Below are 16582 nucleotides of genomic sequence, written 5' to 3'. Positions count from 1 at the left end.
CCCCGGTAGGCCCGTACCCGCTGCTGCTGTCGACTGCCCCACACCATTCAACGCCTCCACGATCGAGGTGTTGCGACGACCGGTTGAGTCCGTCCAGTACAAGAGTTTGAGGCTGACCGAGCACCTAGCCATCGAGGGTTTCGCAGCTTCGATCGGTTCGGTTGGTGACGCCTACGACAACGCTCTGATGGAGACGGTGATCGGCCTCTACAAGACCGAGTGCATCCGGGTCGGTCCCTTCCACACCGGGCCGTTGAAGACGCTGTCCGACGTCGAGTACGCCACGGCGACCTGGGTGGAGTGGTGGAACAACGCCCGACTGCACTCTCGGCTGAACTACCGGCCACCGGTCGAGGCTGAGGCCGCCCACTACGCTTACCTCAACGACTCCATCCCGGAGTCGTGTCCCACATGAAGACGGCAGAGAAGCCGTGACGCTTCAACTCGCCTCCGCGCAACGGCATTGGCCACAGCGCGCACCGCCAGGTGAGAGGTCATCCGCGAGTCGATCGAGTACCCGACGATGCGGCGGGAGAACACGTCCTTGACCGCGCACAGGTACAGCTTGCCCTCACCCGTCCAGTGCTCTGTTATGTCGGTCAGCCACAACTGGTTCGGGCTGTCCGCGGTGAACTTTCGCTGCACGAGGTCGTCGTGGACCGGCGGGCCCGGACGCTTGCCGGACTTGGCGCGCCGCTTGGCAAAGGCGCTCCACCACCGGTTGTCTGAGCAGATCCGCCACGCCGTCCGCGCCGCCATCGCCTCACCGGCCTCGGCAGCTTCTTCGTGCAGGTAGCGGTAGCCGAACTCCGGGTCCTCGCAGTGGGCATCGTGCAGGGCGTTGGCGCGGTAGGCCTGCTCGATCTCAGCGTCGGTGACCGGGCAGGCCAGCCAGCGGTAGTAGACCTGTCGAGCGATGTTCAGTACCCGGCACGTGAGGACCACCGAAATACCCTCGGCGGCCAGCTCCCTCACGAGCGGGAAGATCCTTTTCCCGAGCCGCCAGGCAGGTTGGCCTGAGACAGGTAGGCCGCCGCCCGGCGCAGGACCTCATTCTCCTGCTCGAGCAGCTTGATCCGGCGGCGGGCTTCGCGCAGCTCCGCGTTGTCGCTGCTGGTGGTGCCGGGCTTGGCGCCGGCGTCCACGTCGGCTTGGCGCATCCACTTCGAGAGCGTCATCACGTGAATGCCGAAGTCGGCGGCGACCTGCTCCAACGTCACGCCAGGATCGCGGTCCCGGGCGACACGGACGACGTCGTCTCGGTACTCGCGGGGGTAGGGCTTGGGCACAGCGACATCCTTCCAGGCCCGCTCGGGAGCAAGCCAGCTTGGTTGTCACCGATCAGTGCAGCAGACCCGTAGGTAGTTGCGAGGTTCAGACGATGCGAGGAGGAAGAGCGTGAGTCCGAAAGGCTTGCTCACCACCGCGGAGGTGGCTGAGGCACTACGGGTCTCTCCCCGGCGCGTCCACCAGCTGGTAGCCGAAGGAAAGCTGCCGGCACCGACGGAGCTCACCCCCCGCATGGGCGTGTGGCGCGCTGTCGACATCCAGCGCATCGCCGCCTCCCAGCAGGACCGATCCACCGGCCTCGCCAGCATCCTGGCTCCCGCAACACAGCCCCTGCGCCGTATGCATGACACCTTCCTGGACGTGCAACGCAGGCCCTCTGAGACCTGGCCCATCCACGTCCGCATCTGGCAAGGCGAAGCCCCCGAAGGCTGGCGAACCGTCGTAGTGTGCGGCGCGCTGACCGACAGCATCGACGTGCTTCAGACCTGGGGAGAAATGATCGCCCAGCAGGTCAGCCAAGCCTTCCTCGGAGACGAGGGCGGCGACGCCATCTGGATCAACTACCGCACGACCCCCGGCGCGTCGAACTTCCTAGAGAACCCCGTCTACACGGTGCGCCATGACCGGCCGCAGGATGCAGAGCCCGCAGGAGCATTACAGCGACTGCGGAGCTGGGTCGCCCGCCCACCCATCCCGTCAGCACCGCCCGGCTACCCCGGCACCGTTGCGGACCTGACCTTTGAAGCCCCGACGTGGCACTACCTGGAGACCATCACGGAACTGGAGACCCTCGTCGGAGACACCGTGGAGTGCTACCCGCACGAGGGCTACACCCGGGCGACCGTCGAGCTGTACCAGCGCAGCCGCAAGCCGGTGGAGGTCACGAACGATCCCTACAACGCGCTCGGATACGTCAAAGCCCTGCAGGTCCTGGACGTTGTCGGTGCCGACGCCCCCCACGGTGATACCGCTCCGGCGGCAGCGAGGTGGTGCGTGCAGATGCTCAAGGAATTGCTGGCCGCCTACCAGGAGGATGCGCAGCGAGCCGCGCAGTACCCCCCGCGGCCCCCCAAGGGCCTGGAAACGGCGACCTGGGCGGCGTTCCTCGTCCCCCCCACAGCTGGAGAACGCAGAGATCTCCTCCAACGCTACGACGAGGCGCTGACGGAGGAGGACCTACCGACTCTGCTGCACCGAATCCGACACTGGCGAGACACCGTCGACGAGTTCAGCGACAACCCCAATCCAACCTTGTTCGACGTTTTGAACACCATCGAAGGCAGCCTAAGCCGACGAGTGCACTCCCTCGACCCCGACTTCGCAGCCTCTGACGGGCCGGAAGCCCAGCCGCGCGGAACCTTCCAAGTCTACGGACCCCACACCCGCGCTTACCTGAACACCGTGCACTGGGTTCCAGACCGCACCCTAGACCGCAAGCAGCGCCGGCTCGCGCAGCTCATATCGCATCGCAGCAGCACCGACATCCGCTACGGCCTTGACCCGGCCGGACGCCTCGTCGTCACCGGCACCGACGAATACCCCCAGGACGGAAAGTACCCGGAGTTCTTCGCCGTCGAGTGGCCCTGCCGCCCACCCGCCGCCGGCATCGGCGCCACCGCCCATATCGTGGGCGACCGCGCCGCCATCGGCGACCAGCCGGTTTTCATCATCGACGACGACGGTTCCATCGATCTGCTGCCGCGGTCTCAACACAACGTCCACTCAGGATGGAATTGGGGCTACGGAGGCGGCAGCCCCGGAGCACTGGCGAACGCCATCTTCGACTGCGTCGCCGCCGCGGACGGCCTCCCCGACGCCGGCGACTGGTCCAAGCACGACCAGGCGCGCAGATGGATCAGCGACCAGATCGACCACGCGGACGAGCACAACCTCGACATCAGCGTCCGTGAGATCCGTAAGCGCTGGTAACCACCATCAAGCGGCTCACCCGCGGTGGACGAGGGCGAAGCTAGGCCCGCCTTCTACACATCGCGGCTCTGGCCCGCGCCGCGACCGGCGCGGGCCCGCGCCTCAGGGATAGGTGAGGACGAAGGAGCAGCTGGACTCGAAGGTACGCCCTGCCTCATCGATGATGACAGCCCGCAGCAGGTGCTCCTTCACCGCCCCCTCACCGTAGAAGCGTTCCTCGTCGGTTCGTGTGTTGTAGAACTTATGGGAGAGGTCGACCGCCTGAAACTGTGTGCCGTCATCGTAGTCTCGACTGGTCTCAGTCCGCTGACCCTCGAACCCGTCCACACTCATGGTCACCGTTGCGCTGCGTCCGGCGTACCGAATCTGAGCCTGTGGATCGAACAGGTAGTACGGGCCCAGTAGACCATCGTCATAGACGAGGTGCGGAAGGACGCAGGCCATCTCCACGACCGGAGGAAGACCCAAACCGGCATCGGGTGTCCCCAACTCGGCAACCTCATGGGTAGTGTCATCAGCTCCCCCCGCCTCGCCCGGGATGGAGGCTGATTGGGTCAAAAAGTTATTAGCGTTGCTGCCGTAGGTGGGTACAGTTTCAGCAGGAGCCGGCCCGTCAATCTCCGCGAGCGTTGCTTCGGAGGCCTGTTGCGGTGTCTGTGTCTGCGTCGGCGTTGGTACAGACCCTGACGAACGCCTGGCCGACGACGACGATGAGGCCGGCGACTGTGAGCCGGACTTAGGAGCGGTCTCGTCGCCTCCGGCGCAACCACTGAAACCTGCGCTCAGCAGCAGCAAGTAGGCTCCTGTCGTCAGAACCCTTGTTGCCCTAAGGCGTTGCATACCTGTCCAATCCTGCAGTGAAGGGCCAGAATAGAAGCCGGCGACTGCATCCACCGTTCCCTTCAACCGGTGCCGACCCGACAACCGCTCAACCGGCGCAACGACATATGCGCAAGGTCATTCACATTCACCATCGGTGATCGGCCTCTGTGAGATCGAGGCGGGCACCCGTACGGCCACCGGAGCTGATCGACAGGCACCAGCAGGCACCGCAAGGGCTAGCCGCACCCACTCACGGCGAGCACGACGATCAAGGCCTCTCGCCGAGAAGTGGGTTGGCCCAGGCAGCCGGTCGACTTCAAGGTCACGGCGCGATGAGCGCGGCGGTCAGGCCGTGATCCGCGTGCGGTCTGGCGTGTTCCTGACGTCCAACCGGATCTCGCGGCCTGCGCAGCTCGTGGCACGTCCTCGGCACGGTCGGAGTGGCCACCACGAACCCGATGAGGCTCTGGCATGGGATGGTTCGTCGCACGTCAGCGCATGATGCTACGGCCCCAGCGTCGACGTGCAGGACATCGACTGCCCCGTCCACATCCCAAAGCACGCGGACGGCGCCCTCTCCTTGGGCTCGCACGAGGAGGGACGTCGCTGGCTCACCCTGCTCAGGCTCAGGCCGTATCCCTACGCGACAACCTTGCAGGAGCGGGACCCCTGGCCCTGGCCTGCGCAGTTGATCATTGCCACCGCTTGCCGGGACGTCGTGCGGGTGAGGCGGTGGGTGAGGCGGTGGGTCCGGCGGTGGGTGAGGCGGTGGGTCCGGCGGTGGGTGAGGCGGTGGGTCCGGCGGTGGGTCCGGCGGTGGGTCCGGCGGTGGGTCCGGCGGTGGGTCCGGCGGTGGGTCCGGCGGTGGGTCCGGTCGCGCAGCGAACGGTCAGTGCTGTCATCGTCCCGGGGAGCCTGTAAGTCTCGGTGGTGCCACGATGCGCGCATGTCGGAGGCGTTAGTGGCTTTGATCTCGGTGGGGGCGACGCTGCTGACCACCGCCGGGGGTCGTTGGATCAGCCGCAAGGATCGTGAAGGGCCGAGGGCTTTGCTGCGTCAAGACGTAGATCTGTGGAAGGACGCTCCAAAGTCGGCGAAGGCGCCGCTGGAGCGGGCCATCGCCTCGCAGGCTCGCAGGATTGCCGGCCCTGAGCGAGAACTGGACGGATGGGCAGATGCCGGGCTTCTCATCAGCCGAGGGTTCGCGCTGGTCGTTGCGGGGCTAGTCCTGGGGATAGCGTGCCTGGCAGCGACGACGTGGGGTGGCTCGATTTGGGGTGTGCTGCCGTCTGGGGCTATTTGGACTTCGGTGCGGGCTCAGGTGGAGGATGCCGCACTCACGTTGCGGTGGTTCGCTTTGGCTGCTCTCATCGGCGGTGTACTCTGGGTGGTCCTGGTCGGCGTCGCGTCGCTGGTGCCGGCCTGGGAGGAGCGGCGTGAGCGTGAAGAGAAGGCAGCCCGGGAAGACTTCTTGCTGGGTTGGTTTGGTGTCGGCAATCCCCACTGGGCACCGGAGAGGAAGCGGCAGGGTTCCCTAGACGCCACCGTTCCCGAGGCGGCCCGACTGATCGTTGCGTTGGAGATGCGCCAAGGTGGAACGCTGCGTAAAACAGGCGTCAGTCGGAACGAGGGATTGAATCGCCTCACGAGGTGGCCGACGGAGCTTTGGGACGCGTGGAACGCACCGGTGCTGGCGCAGTCCGAGAACCTGCGGGAAATTTTCCTGGCGGAGGTGCGGCGGGCCGAGCAGCCGCCTGAGCCTCGCCGTCGAGGGCGGCGGCGTTGACTCGCGCTTGATGAGCTGACCACACCTTTGATACTAAGGAGAAGGTCCATGGCGAGCATCTCCTCAGTAGCCGGACGTGCGTGAGCTGGACATCTGGGACTCGGCCTGGTTGGACCTGCTAGGCAACGCGCGGCGACGACTCGGGCCTGCTGCACGACGGCATGGCAGGTAAACCCGCTTCACCGCGGCAGGCGACATTGCAGACCGTCATTAAGCCAGCCGCTGACCCTTCTAGGTCAGTCAAAGGTGACGAGCGGATAAGGAGTCAGCGGCCGTAACGGCGCCGGAGCTTCTCCACCCGGCCCTCACTCCAGGACGCGGGCGTGACCGGTGCAGAAGGGTGGCTAGCCGCTAAGGAGTCAGCGGCCGTAACGGCGCCGGAGCTTCTCCACCCGGCCCTCACTCCAGGACGCGGGCGTGACCGGTGCAGAAGGGTGGCTAGCCGCCGAGACGTCGACGTCGACGACCGAGTAGGTGTTCCGGTCCGGTCCCCTCGGCAGGCCACTGCGCGCGCTCGGCGTTGAACGCGACAGCAGCGTGGTGCCGACGGCGTATCGCGGAAGACGATCAGGCTGTAGGCGGGGTGGGTGTTCGACTTCATGGTGACCTCCAAGAGGATGCCGCAGCTCGTTCTCCTAAGAACCCCTCTCAACCGGGGCTGTGCCCAGCCCCTACCTGCGCGACACGCTCAAGCTGCCCACCCTCTGGCGCTGACGGGTCTGGCATTGCACGATGACCTCGATGCCTCGTTGGAGCACCCCGCAGTGGGAAGCCCTGCCGCGTGGCGACGAGGCGCGCCGAGCGCACGACCGTAGGAGAGGCATGCTGCACACCGACCGCGAGCGCCTTGGGGAGCGTGCGCGGGCGCGTGTAGGTGGTGGCGCTGGCTGGTCTGCGGCAGCCACTCCGTACGGTGGGCCCAAGGCCAGGCAGGCAGCTCGTGCCGGTGCCGCAGCGCGGTCGGGCGGTGGTGGCGGCCTCATGAGCAGCAGGGGCGTGATGCGCGCCCTGGCTGGGTTGGTGCCCATATCGGTGTGGGACGGGGCACGCATGCTGCGAACGCGCGGCGCTCATGCCGCAGCGACCGCCGTATGCGCCCTGCTGTGGGCGGTCCTAGCGGTCCTGCAGGGCACCGCTAGCACCGTCCACGGCGGTAGTACCCGCTCTGCGCAGCCGCTGGCGCTGACGGTCGCCACGGCGGTGCTCGTGCTCCTCGTCTCGGTGACATTGTGGCTGGCAGCGTTCGGTACGCCGGAGCCCGCGGTCGGTTTCGTCCTGACGGGGCTGGCGGTGGCGGTGCCGTTGCTGCTGATCGTGGCGTTGCGCACCGGCCTGTGGAGCCGTCTGGGCGCCGGAGTCGGAGCCAGTGTGGCCACCCTCCTGGGTGCGCGATAACTCCCTCACACGCACGGACATCCCCGCTTCGTCATGCCCGCCTCGTCATCGGCGTCCACACCAACGACAACACACCGGTAAGAGGCAGGAAGGGGTCGAGTCGGCTGTACCCCATTGCCGCGCCAGGCTGGCTACACAGTCCGGCCGACAGGAGCGACGAGGCGGCGCCCAGCCATCGCTCCGGAGCAGTGTGACTCGCCTCGCCTCCCGCCGGCGATAGAAGTCGCGATCTTCGAGCGCAGGACATCGCGAGGACGTCTCGACGATGTCGCGCAGGCTTAAGGCAGCACATCCCGCGCCGACTGATCAAGGGTGCCCTCGGCTCGCCACGACCCTCGACTGCTGGCCGCCTTCCAAGACGGTGAGCGGTGCCTGGTGTGGGCACGCCACAAGGTCGACGGGCAGCTGTACCGCCTGCCCGACGGTGAGGCCAAGACCCGCAAGGCCTGGGCCAAGGAGCACCTGGAGTGCTTCATGCCCGACTGCCCCGACCGCCGCCTGACCACCGTGGCCCGTCACCCCCGCCGCCGTGACGGCTTCTCGCACTACACCGGCTCCGGTGGGCACTCCGCTGAGGGTGAGGCGCACCAGCAAGCCAAGGCCGCCCTGGTGGATTGGGTGCAGCAAGCCCTAGGTGGGCAGGGTGTGCGGGCGGTGACCGAGCAGGCCAGCGCCGACCGGGCGCGGGTCGCCGATGTGATGGTGACCTGGCCTGACGGGCGGCAGGTGGCTTTCGAGGTGCAGTACGCCGCGCTCAGCGTTGAACAGTGGCGCCAGCGTCATGAGTCCTACACGGCTCAAGGCATCACCGCGGTCTGGCTCCTGGGGCACGCGGGCCGGCACCTACAAGCGGCGCGCCGGCGCTCCTGGGACCAAGGACAGAAGCAGGAGGACGCGGTCGCCGGGCTGGTGGCGCTAGGAGACCTGCACCAGGCGATGATCCAAGCTGGGGTGCCCTTGTGGTGGATCAATCCGGTGTGGGGCCACGGCGACTATGAGGGCGCGGGCATCGGCACCGTCGCGGTGAGCGCGACCCCCCACCGTGCTCGTGGTGACTCCTACGGCGACGGCTACGACAACGGCTACGACGACCACCGCGGCCAGGACTTCCCCGTCGAGGTGCCACCCGGCCCTAGAGCTGGGCGGGCCGTCTTTCACGCCGACCCGCTGTCCGCGTGCGCCTTGACTCCCGAAGGGTTGAGCAGTCCCACCCGGCGGCGGCTGCAGGCGGCCGCGCAGGAGCTGGCTGCGGTGAACGCCGAACGCCGGCGCTTAGACGACCAGCGCGCAGCCCGCGAGCGTGAAGCCCAGCGCGCCCGTCAGGAGCGGCGACGAGCCGCCGCCGAGGCCCGCGAGCGCCGGCGGCTACGTGAGCGTGAGCTGGCGCGGCGGGCGTGGGAGGACTCGGTGCTGCACGGGGAGCTGGTGTGGTCCTACGGCCTGGTCCCACAGCTGCTGCGCCTGCGTTTGAGCAGTGACAGCAGGGACCGCGCCGACATCGGCAACGGCATCCACGCACTGTCCGAGCATTGGCGCGCCGCGGTGTACTACCACCTCATCGCCGGCAAGATCGGTCGATCGTTCACCCTGGCCGACGCCCACCGGGTGATCCTAGGCGAAGGCATCACCATCACCTCACAGAAGGGACCACGGGCAGCAGGCGCCCTCACCGGCTGGGAGGAGGCCGTCACCGGCTGGCTGGAGAAACTCCACGCCCGCGGCTACGTCACGGTTCACCACGGACTGGCCAACCGCCTGGTCGCCGACAGCGTGCAGGTCCTCGCCGACCTCGACCATCCCCCGCCATCGCCGCCACTGGCACCGCCGGCACTGGCACCGCCGGCACTGGCACCGCCGGCACTGGCACCGCCGGCACTGGCACCGCCGGCACTGGCACCGCCGGCACTGGCACCGCCGGCACTGGCACCGCCGGCTACGCCACCATCACGCCGCGCCCGGGCATCCTCACACCCGCAGGAACCGCGGCGATCCAACCCCCAGCAGCATGACCCCGCCGGGTCCACTGGGTCCACTGACCCCGACGACCTGTCGACGTCCAACACCCAAGACCTCACCGCGCCCGCCGACAGCATCGAACCTGGCATGCCAGGTGCCGCACGCAACCAACCACCGCCCACGGCGCGTCCGCAGTTGCGCTGCCAAGGCTGCGGCAAGCCATTGAACCCGCTGCTCGCCGACTACGGCCGGCACGTCCTGTGCTGAAGTAAGCACAGCCCCGGCAGGCCGAAAGGGCCGCCGCACTGAGTTCCTGCACCCCCTACCGCCTCCAGGCGCTACTGCGGATACAGCTGACCAGTCTGATGGGCCCAATCACCGCACGTCTCCTGAAGACAGGCAGCGAGCACGCCCACACCCGGCGGGCATTCGCTGAGCTACTGCGGAGCTACTCATCGAGCTCCAAGCAGCCGCCGACGCTGCGGCCCGGGTCAAGCTCACTGGCGGCGATCTACGAGAGTCGGTTCTCATGCGACGAGGCCTTCTCCACAGCGTGGTGAGGGCGCGCGTTCAAGGAGCGCACCCTCACCAAGATCTGCTCGACTATTGACGAGATGTCACCGGTCAGCGATCGGTGCAGACGTTCATACCGACCCGGGAGGCGTAATCGGCTCGGGCGAAGATTGCCCCTTCGTCGATACGCCGGCGCAGAAGGCCGCAGACAACTTTGTGCTCATCGCCGTCATGCACAAACATTCTCATGCGCTCTGGGATTGCGTCCCATCCTGCAGGTCCGTTGGCCAGGACCTCGCGGAACTCAGGGCCCTTGAAGCTGGATCCGAGGTTGAACACCATGCTGACCAATGCGTCGAACTCGTGTTGCCGGTAGGACTGGCGCGGAGCCAGGTTGCGCGCACCGGTGGCTGCGGCACTCAGATCGCGCTGGAAGAGGCGTTCAGCTTCGGCGCGGGTAATTTGGGAGGCCTTCTCAGCGGGGGTGCACGAGTGGTGCGGGGTGAGGGCGTGTCCCCAGCCCACGGTGCAGACTCCGTTCTTGGCCTTGTCGTCGTAGGGCCGCAGGCGGAGGGTTTCCCAGGACTTGATGAAGGCGGCGATGCGGGGGCTGGGATTCAACCGGCTGACTGGGGTCCGCGCTCCGGTGTCCGCTGCGGGGCTGCCGCTCGAACGATCGAGGTCGCAGCGCGGGAGCCCGCGAACCAGTCCTGTTCCGGGGGTCTGAAGGTAGGCGCGGACTACCCACTCGCCGCGGTTCGTCCTGGCCCAGGTGTTCTGGTCACCGTACGTGCTCTTGCCGTAGGCGGTGCAGACCACCATCACGTTCTCTCCCGCCCGGTAGGCGTCCGGGACTGATGTACTGGCGCGGTCCTTGCCGGTGCGGGCGTCCAATGCCGCGGTCGCTTTCAGTGGCATCGGCTTGGCGCAGACCGGCGTTCCATCTCGCAGGCCGCGCCGGCCGTTGTACGTTAGGAGTGCTGCGGGAACGTAGAGGTGATCGCTGGTCAGGCCCCAGGTCGTGGACCCGTAAGCCGGCGAACCGGTCGTGCGACAGTCGACGATGACCTTGCCGCCTCTGCGGTACTGGTCGACCACGTCGTGTCGACCAGCTTCAGGCAGGAGGCGACCGTCGAGGTGGTCGGCGGCGGCATAGTCCTTCGCAGCCGGGGCCGCCGGCGAACCGCTGCTGCAGGAGTTGCGCGAGGTGACGGTTTGGGTGGGGTACTGGAACGCCTTTCCGTCGAAGCGCACCGCCTGCAGCGTGCGTTGACTGGCGCCGCGCCGGTGCTCGAAGTGCAGGTGAGCTGCCATGCCGGGCCGCTTGGACGTGGTGTTGCCTACCGTCCCGATCGGCTGGCCCTGGCGGACGGTCGTCCCGGCGGCCACATCACGCCGGTCCAGATGCGCGTACAGGGTGTACGTCCCGTCCGCGTGGCGAATCTTGATGACGTTGCCGAAGCCGTCCTGTGTCGTGTGCAGCTCCGACATCATCACCACACCGGCTGCTGCAGCGACGACTGGTCGCCCCTTGTCCTGGTTGCCGGAGGTGCCCTTGAGGTTGAAGTCGATCTCGCGGTGATCAGAGACGTGGGCAGGGCTTTTGCCTTCGCCGACCCACTTCTGACCGCAGGGAAAGGGGACCTGCAACACGACGGAGTCAGCGGCGGCAGCTGACGGCGCGACCGCGAGCGCGGATCCGAGCACGGACGTGAGGGTCAGAAGGCTCAGACCTGCGGCGATCGCGCGGCGGGTGAGGGTTGATGGGCGGGACATGCGAACCTCCGGTGCGGTGCGGATGGGGACGTCAGTGCAGCGCTGAGTGCGCAGCGCGGCAGCGCTGAGCAGGTGCTTGACCTGCGTGAGCAGTGCGGGGTGCGTTGAGTGACGGTCGTCAGGACGGCTGGGTCGTCAGGACGGCGGCCTGCTCGCGGGCACCTCATCTGCTGGCTTGGGAGCCCTTGGTGGGGCTGCAACCAACACTGCCGCGGCCACCTCAGGTCGCGCTGACGTAGCGCTGAGTCATGCCCTCAACTAGCTTTCAGGGCATGGAGAGCGGTGTCCGCCTGCTGGGGCCGGTCCAGCTCGTGCTCCAAGGCGCCGTTGTTCCCCTGCGCTCGGCCCAGCAGCGGTCCCTGGTCGCGGTCTTGGCCATCCACGCCGGGCTGAGCGTGTCGATGGACCGACTGGTCTCAGCCTTGTGGGACGACCCCCCACGTTCTGCTGTCAATGCGGTCCAAGGGCATGTCTCCAGCCTGCGGCGCGCCATGGGCGCCCAGGCGACGATGCTTAAGACGGTGGCGGGCGGGTACTCCTGGAGCGCCCCCTCCGAGACCGTCGATGTGCATGTCTTCGAGCAACTTGTGCACCGTGGCGCCGACGAGCAGAGCCGCGGCCGCTCGAACGCCGCGCTGGAGGCCTACGAAGGCGCGCTGCGCCTGTGGCAGGATCCGCCGCTAGCGGACGTGGGTGCAGCTCCCTTCACCGAGGCCTTGGTCCCGAGGCTGCGGAGCCGCTGGCTGGACGCCGTCGTTGGTCGCGCCGCCGTGCGCGTGGCCCAAGGCCAGGCCCGTCATGCCGTCATCGACCTGCGCCCCATGGTCCTGGAGCACCCGGGTGACGAACGTGTCGCGGGGGCGCTCATCTCCGCCTTGGCGAGCGCCGGTGAGCAGGCTGAGGCCCTGCGCGTCTACGGCAGGCTGCGCGAGACACTCGCTGATGAGCTGGGAGCCGACCCCTCACCGCAGCTGCAGGTCCTGCACCGCGATCTCTTGTTGCAGCGCCTACCGGCGACGCCGGCGGTCGAGGTTCGTCCTTCCCAGACCACCGTGCTTCGCACGTCGCAGGCGCAGTCGTACGCGCCTGAGCTCATCGGACGGCAGCGGGAGCTGCGGGAACTCACCGCGCTTGTCCGGCGTGGTGACCACCGCGTGGTCAGCGTTACCGGTACGGCGGGCACCGGTAAGTCACGGCTGTGCGCCGCCGTGGCGCGCGCTATGGAAGAGGACTTCTCCGACGGCGTTCTGCACATCGGCCTGGCCGACGTCCGCGAGCCTGACGGTCTTCTGATGGAGATCCACGCAGCAGCCGATCTGCCCAGCGATCCCACCCCGTTCGACGCTCGACGGCTGGCACGAGCGTTCAAAGGTCGACAGGTCCTGCTGGTCATCGACGACTTCGAGCACCTGTCCGCAGCCGCGCCTCTCCTCGCCGATTTCTTGCGTCTGGTCCCGACCTGCAGAGCACTGGTCTCGACCCGAGCCAAGCTTCGAGTCTCTGGCGAGTTCGCCTACAGGTTGGAACCTCTCAAGCTGCCTGGCCCAACAGCAGCTCCTGAAGAAGTGTTGGCCTCACCGGCGGTGCAGTTGTTCTGCGAACGCGCTACGGCCGCCTCCGGCTATCGACCTGATCTCGACGACGCCGCCTACTTGAACAGTATTTGCACTCGACTCGACGGCTTGCCTCTGGCGCTGGAACTAGCAGCAGCTCGAACTACCGTCTACGCCCTACCCACCCTGCTTACGCGCCTGGACAACTGCCTAGCCGAACTGACCGGCGGGCCCCGTGATGTACCTGCGCATCAGCGTGCCCTGCGAGCTACGCTGGAGTGGAGCACCGAATTGCTCGAGCCGGGAACCTCGCGCGCCTTGGCTGCACTCTCGGTGTTCCCCAGCAGCTGGACGCTGAATGCCGCAGCCCAGGTGGGTCACCTAGAACACGACGAGGCGCGGGACATCGTCACCGACCTCTTGGACAACTCACTGGTTCAACCTGCTGGGCCCGACCGGTTCCGCATGCTGACCGTAGTCCGGGACTTCGCCTCGACGCTGCTGACGGAAGATCAGCGTGCCGTCACCAGAAGCGCCATGGCGGACTGGGCGGTAGAGCTGTCCCGCACGTTGCAGCAAGGCCGGCAAGAGGGATTGCTCACCAAAGGCGAATGGTCTGCGATCTTCAAGCCCGAGGAGGCCAACCTCATCTCGGCTGTGGACTGGTGTATCCAAGAGCAAGACACACGTGCTGTCACGCTCGTCGGAGCCCTCTGGTACTTCTTCTACTACGACGGGACGACGTCTCGCTGGACCGGCTGGGTGCAAGGACCGTTGCCGACCGCCCAAGCCCACCCTGATGACCTCTACAGATTGGCGCGCGCCCTCGGCGGCGTAGCAATCTCCTTCGCCGATCCACACAGTGCGGTGAAGCACTACCGTCAAGCACTCTCAGGACTACCACCGGGAAGCCACGATCTAGAACGTGCCCTCCTGCGCCGCAACGAAGCCATCGCTGTGCGCTTCACTGGTGAGCTGGTCCTGGCCCGAGAATTGATGGAGCAGGCTCTCGCATCGCTGCCTGGTCAGGTCCAGCAGTTGAACGACGACCTCACCGAACTAGCGGAGATGTACGCAGAACTGGGTGATCGTGATCTAGCCCTAAACACCCTGCGCCGGTGCGCGCAGCAACAGGTAGAGGGTGATCACGAAACCGCTGCGTACATCTGCGCCGGCCGAGCCATGCTGGCGTGCCAGGACAACGCCGCCGAGGCAGCGATGTGGCTGACACGTTTGAGCGAGCACTTGGTGGACGAGGTGTCCTTGGTGGTTCGGATCGACGTTCAGCACATGGCTGCGATCGTGCGCCTCGTTCTTGATGAGGTGGAGGAAGCCTGGGCCCTACTTCGGTGGAACGTCCGCACGATGCCTGAAGTGGGGTACTACCTCTTCGCCCCCGACACGGCTAGCCTCGCTGCTCTCCTGCTGCATCGACGCGGCCACGTCACCCAAGCCCTACCCCTGACAGATCACGGGGCCAGGTTCCGCAAGGACCTGGGGTTGTTCATGGCTTACCGCCCTCTACGAGAACTCCACGACGAACTGCAGCGGCACGAGTATCAGCGTCCGAACAGCGTCGAACCGGATCTCACCGCAGGTCAGGCGCCAGGAGACGTGGAGTCACTCTCGGACCTCGTTCAGCTGTTGCAGGTCGTGGCTGCCCACCCGCACTGATCACAACGCACCGACGAGCTCGCAGGTCCGATCAGCCCCCGCTTGCTCATGCCCAGCACCGACGCAGCCATCTCCTCGTCGCCCCCGAGCCCCGACACGGTGCGCAGCCCGCATCTCGGCCGGCAGACACCTGAGGTGGCCACCAGCCCAGGAGACCGCCAGCTCCCGTGCGACCAGCACGCGCAACGCTGCCAGGCCCCTACAACTTGTTTCACTATGACGCAGACCAGTAGGTTAGTGACAACCCGTCCATGGCCCCGTCACGCCCGCAGTGGGTCAGCCTGCCGGTCCGCGTGCAGAGCTCACTGACCGCTGGGCGGGATGGCGACCTCCAGCGGCAGCAAACCCTCACGCCATCATGCCGCCTCGATGAACTCACCGTGCGCCTGCTCCCGGTAGGTCGCGGCCACCGCCCGCGAGTCCGGCTCCTCCATCACGATGCCGTCGCTGGCCAGCTCCAGGATGAGCCGTTCCAGACCGGTGAGCCTCCCATCGGCCCCGGCGACACCTGAACCACTGATCATCCCGGTGCCCCTAGTGGCATCGGAACGGCCAGCACCCACCCGTCCCACTGCCCGCCCATTCCATACTGCAACCAGCCGCACCCACGCAGCCACGCAGTGCGCTTCTGCCACGTCCGATCCTGCGACGCCGGCCTCGCGGGCCAGCAGCTCGGCGGTGTGATCGGCCGGGATCGGGTTATCGAAGTCAGCGGCCGCGCCAGAACCCACACGACGGCGTGCAGGGAGGGCCGCGACGTGCGGCGCATCACGGCCAGCGGTGCGTCACGGCCAGCGGTGCGTCGCTGATGGCGGCCTGGACGGCGTAGGCCCACCGCACCGCCGAGGGCACCATGTCCCGCGGATCGGTTGGTAGAAGACGCACGGGCTGAGCACTCACCGCCGGAAGATCGGCGTTGAGTGCGGGTCCTTGACGTCCATGACGTCCACGACATGCGGGGGGCACGCTGAGGACGGCCGCATCGGGAGGCTCACGCAGCCAGGCTCACATGGCATGGCTCAGGCAGCCAGCGTCCCGAAGCTCGGGTCTGCTGCACCGATCGGTGACAACCGAGCTGGCTTGCTTCTGAGCAGGCCTGGAAGGATGTCGCTGTGCCCAAGCCCTACCCCCGCGAGTACCGAGACGACGTCGTGCGCGTCGCCCGAGACCGCGACCCCGGCATGACACTGGAGCAGATCGCCGCCGACTTCGGCATCCACGTCATGACCTTGTCGGACCAAAGTCGAAGTGGATGCGTCAAGCTGACGTCGACGCGGGGGTGAAGCCGGGCGACACCACCACCGACAACGCCGAACTGCGTGAGGCGCGGCGGCGGATCAAGCTGATGGAGCAGGAGAACGAGGTCCTGCGCCGGGCCGCGGCCTACCTGTCGCAGGCCAACCTGCCCGGCGGCTCGGGAAAAGGATCCTCCCGCTCGTGAGGGACCTTGAAGCGTCACGGCTTCTCTGCCGTCTTCATGTGGGACACGACTCCGGGATGGAGTCGTTGAGGTAAGCGTAGTGGGCGGCCTCAGCCTCGACCGGTGGCCGGTAGTTCAGCCGAGAGTGCAGTCGGGCGTTGTTCCACCACTCCACCCAGGTCGCCGTGGCGTACTCGACGTCGGACAGCGTCTTCAACGGCCCGGTGTGGAAGGGACCGACCCGGATGCACTCGGTCTTGTAGAGGCCGATCACCGTCTCCATCAGAGCGTTGTCGTAGGCGTCACCAACCGAACCGATCGAAGCTGCGAAACCCTCGATGGCTAGGTGCTCGGTCAGCCTCAAACTCTTGTACTGCGACCCGGCATCCGAGTGCATGATCAAACCGGGCGCCACTGGTGTCCCGGCGTGCTCGCGTCCCCAGGTCGCCATCCGCAGGCAGGTGAGGA

General features: G+C 67.0%; 15 protein-coding genes. 7 read left to right on the top strand and 8 right to left on the bottom strand.

Annotated elements, in window-relative coordinates; translation table 11 throughout:
* Window positions 1-415 (top strand): integrase core domain-containing protein (locus CLV37_RS25835; RefSeq protein WP_146149605.1); only part of this gene is annotated, 415 nt, incomplete at its 5' end.
* Here CLV37_RS25835 and CLV37_RS27915 read toward each other — a convergent pair.
* Window positions 376-975, bottom strand: a complete 600-nt coding sequence (locus CLV37_RS27915; RefSeq protein ID WP_170127513.1) for a DDE-type integrase/transposase/recombinase — start codon at window positions 973-975, stop codon at window positions 376-378. The two genes, CLV37_RS25835 and CLV37_RS27915, sit on opposite strands and share 40 nt — an antisense overlap.
* The gene (locus tag CLV37_RS28240; protein ID WP_211298963.1) at window positions 972-1289 is read right to left on the bottom strand and encodes a transposase; all 318 of its coding nucleotides are present in this window, start codon (window positions 1287-1289) and stop codon (window positions 972-974) included. Before CLV37_RS28240 ends, CLV37_RS27915 begins: the two co-directional genes overlap by 4 nt.
* 109 nt (window positions 1290-1398) lie before the next feature.
* Here CLV37_RS28240 and CLV37_RS25820 point away from each other — a divergent pair, with 109 nt between their 5' ends.
* Complete coding sequence (locus CLV37_RS25820) at window positions 1399-3219, top strand: helix-turn-helix transcriptional regulator (protein ID WP_106215625.1); 1821 nt, start codon at window positions 1399-1401, stop codon at window positions 3217-3219.
* A 102-nt stretch (window positions 3220-3321) separates the two neighbouring features.
* On the opposite strand, the gene CLV37_RS27225 is transcribed toward CLV37_RS25820, so the two are convergent.
* Window positions 3322-4014 (bottom strand): hypothetical protein, encoded by a 693-nt coding sequence (locus tag CLV37_RS27225; RefSeq protein ID WP_146149604.1) that lies wholly within the window; start codon window positions 4012-4014, stop codon window positions 3322-3324.
* Between the two features lie 973 nt (window positions 4015-4987).
* Here CLV37_RS27225 and CLV37_RS25805 point away from each other — a divergent pair.
* The 3 genes from CLV37_RS25805 to CLV37_RS27215 all read left to right on the top strand — a co-directional run bounded on the left by CLV37_RS25805 (window position 4988) and on the right by CLV37_RS27215 (window position 9445).
* Window positions 4988-5827, top strand: a complete 840-nt coding sequence (locus tag CLV37_RS25805; RefSeq protein WP_106215622.1) for a hypothetical protein — start codon at window positions 4988-4990, stop codon at window positions 5825-5827.
* Window positions 5828-6823: 996 nt separating this feature from the next.
* Complete coding sequence (locus CLV37_RS25795; protein WP_146149602.1) at window positions 6824-7222, top strand: hypothetical protein; 399 nt, start codon at window positions 6824-6826, stop codon at window positions 7220-7222.
* Window positions 7223-7597: 375 nt separating this feature from the next.
* Complete coding sequence (locus CLV37_RS27215; protein ID WP_146149601.1) at window positions 7598-9445, top strand: competence protein CoiA family protein; 1848 nt, start codon at window positions 7598-7600, stop codon at window positions 9443-9445.
* 357 nt (window positions 9446-9802) lie between these two features.
* Here CLV37_RS27215 and CLV37_RS25785 read toward each other — a convergent pair whose 3' ends face one another.
* Window positions 9803-11398 (bottom strand): peptidoglycan DD-metalloendopeptidase family protein, encoded by a 1596-nt coding sequence (locus CLV37_RS25785; protein WP_170127512.1) that lies wholly within the window; start codon window positions 11396-11398, stop codon window positions 9803-9805.
* A gap of 341 nt (window positions 11399-11739) precedes the next feature.
* Between CLV37_RS25785 and CLV37_RS25780 the strand changes: the two genes are divergently transcribed.
* Window positions 11740-14694 (top strand): AfsR/SARP family transcriptional regulator, encoded by a 2955-nt coding sequence (locus CLV37_RS25780; RefSeq protein WP_170127511.1) that lies wholly within the window; start codon window positions 11740-11742, stop codon window positions 14692-14694.
* A gap of 356 nt (window positions 14695-15050) precedes the next feature.
* Here CLV37_RS25780 and CLV37_RS27910 read toward each other — a convergent pair whose 3' ends face one another.
* From CLV37_RS27910 to CLV37_RS27905, 3 genes are all read right to left on the bottom strand, one after another.
* Window positions 15051-15425: a hypothetical protein gene (locus CLV37_RS27910; protein WP_170127510.1), complete on the bottom strand. Its 375-nt coding sequence runs from the start codon at window positions 15423-15425 to the stop codon at window positions 15051-15053.
* A gap of 37 nt (window positions 15426-15462) precedes the next feature.
* Window positions 15463-15594, bottom strand: coding sequence for a hypothetical protein (locus CLV37_RS28935; protein ID WP_281260560.1), 132 nt, complete (start codon window positions 15592-15594; stop codon window positions 15463-15465).
* A gap of 119 nt (window positions 15595-15713) precedes the next feature.
* Window positions 15714-15914 (bottom strand): hypothetical protein, encoded by a 201-nt coding sequence (locus CLV37_RS27905; RefSeq protein ID WP_170127509.1) that lies wholly within the window; start codon window positions 15912-15914, stop codon window positions 15714-15716.
* A gap of 32 nt (window positions 15915-15946) precedes the next feature.
* On the opposite strand from CLV37_RS27905, the gene CLV37_RS27900 reads away from it, so the two are divergent.
* Complete coding sequence (locus tag CLV37_RS27900; protein ID WP_170127508.1) at window positions 15947-16135, top strand: hypothetical protein; 189 nt, start codon at window positions 15947-15949, stop codon at window positions 16133-16135.
* Between the two features lie 34 nt (window positions 16136-16169).
* Here the strand turns inward: CLV37_RS27900 and CLV37_RS25770 are convergent.
* A partial coding sequence (locus CLV37_RS25770) for an integrase core domain-containing protein (RefSeq protein ID WP_146149600.1) occupies window positions 16170-16582 on the bottom strand: 413 nt, incomplete at its 5' end.

Origin of the sequence: Kineococcus rhizosphaerae (assembly GCF_003002055.1) — a bacterium.
GTDB classification, from domain to species: Bacteria; Actinomycetota; Actinomycetes; order Actinomycetales; family Kineococcaceae; genus Kineococcus; species Kineococcus rhizosphaerae.
Note: the sequence above shows the minus strand (reverse complement) of the source record. Positions and strands in the feature narration are given on the sequence as shown.

Excerpts from the sequence above, each read along its gene's own strand:
- CLV37_RS25780 (WP_170127511.1), top strand. The coding sequence starts at position 11,740 with ATGGAGAGCGGTGTCCGCCTGCTGGGGCCGGTCCAGCTCGTGCTCCAA.
- CLV37_RS25805 (WP_106215622.1), top strand. The coding sequence starts at position 4,988 with ATGTCGGAGGCGTTAGTGGCTTTGATCTCGGTGGGGGCGACGCTGCTG.
- CLV37_RS27900 (WP_170127508.1), top strand. The coding sequence starts at position 15,947 with ATGCGTCAAGCTGACGTCGACGCGGGGGTGAAGCCGGGCGACACCACC.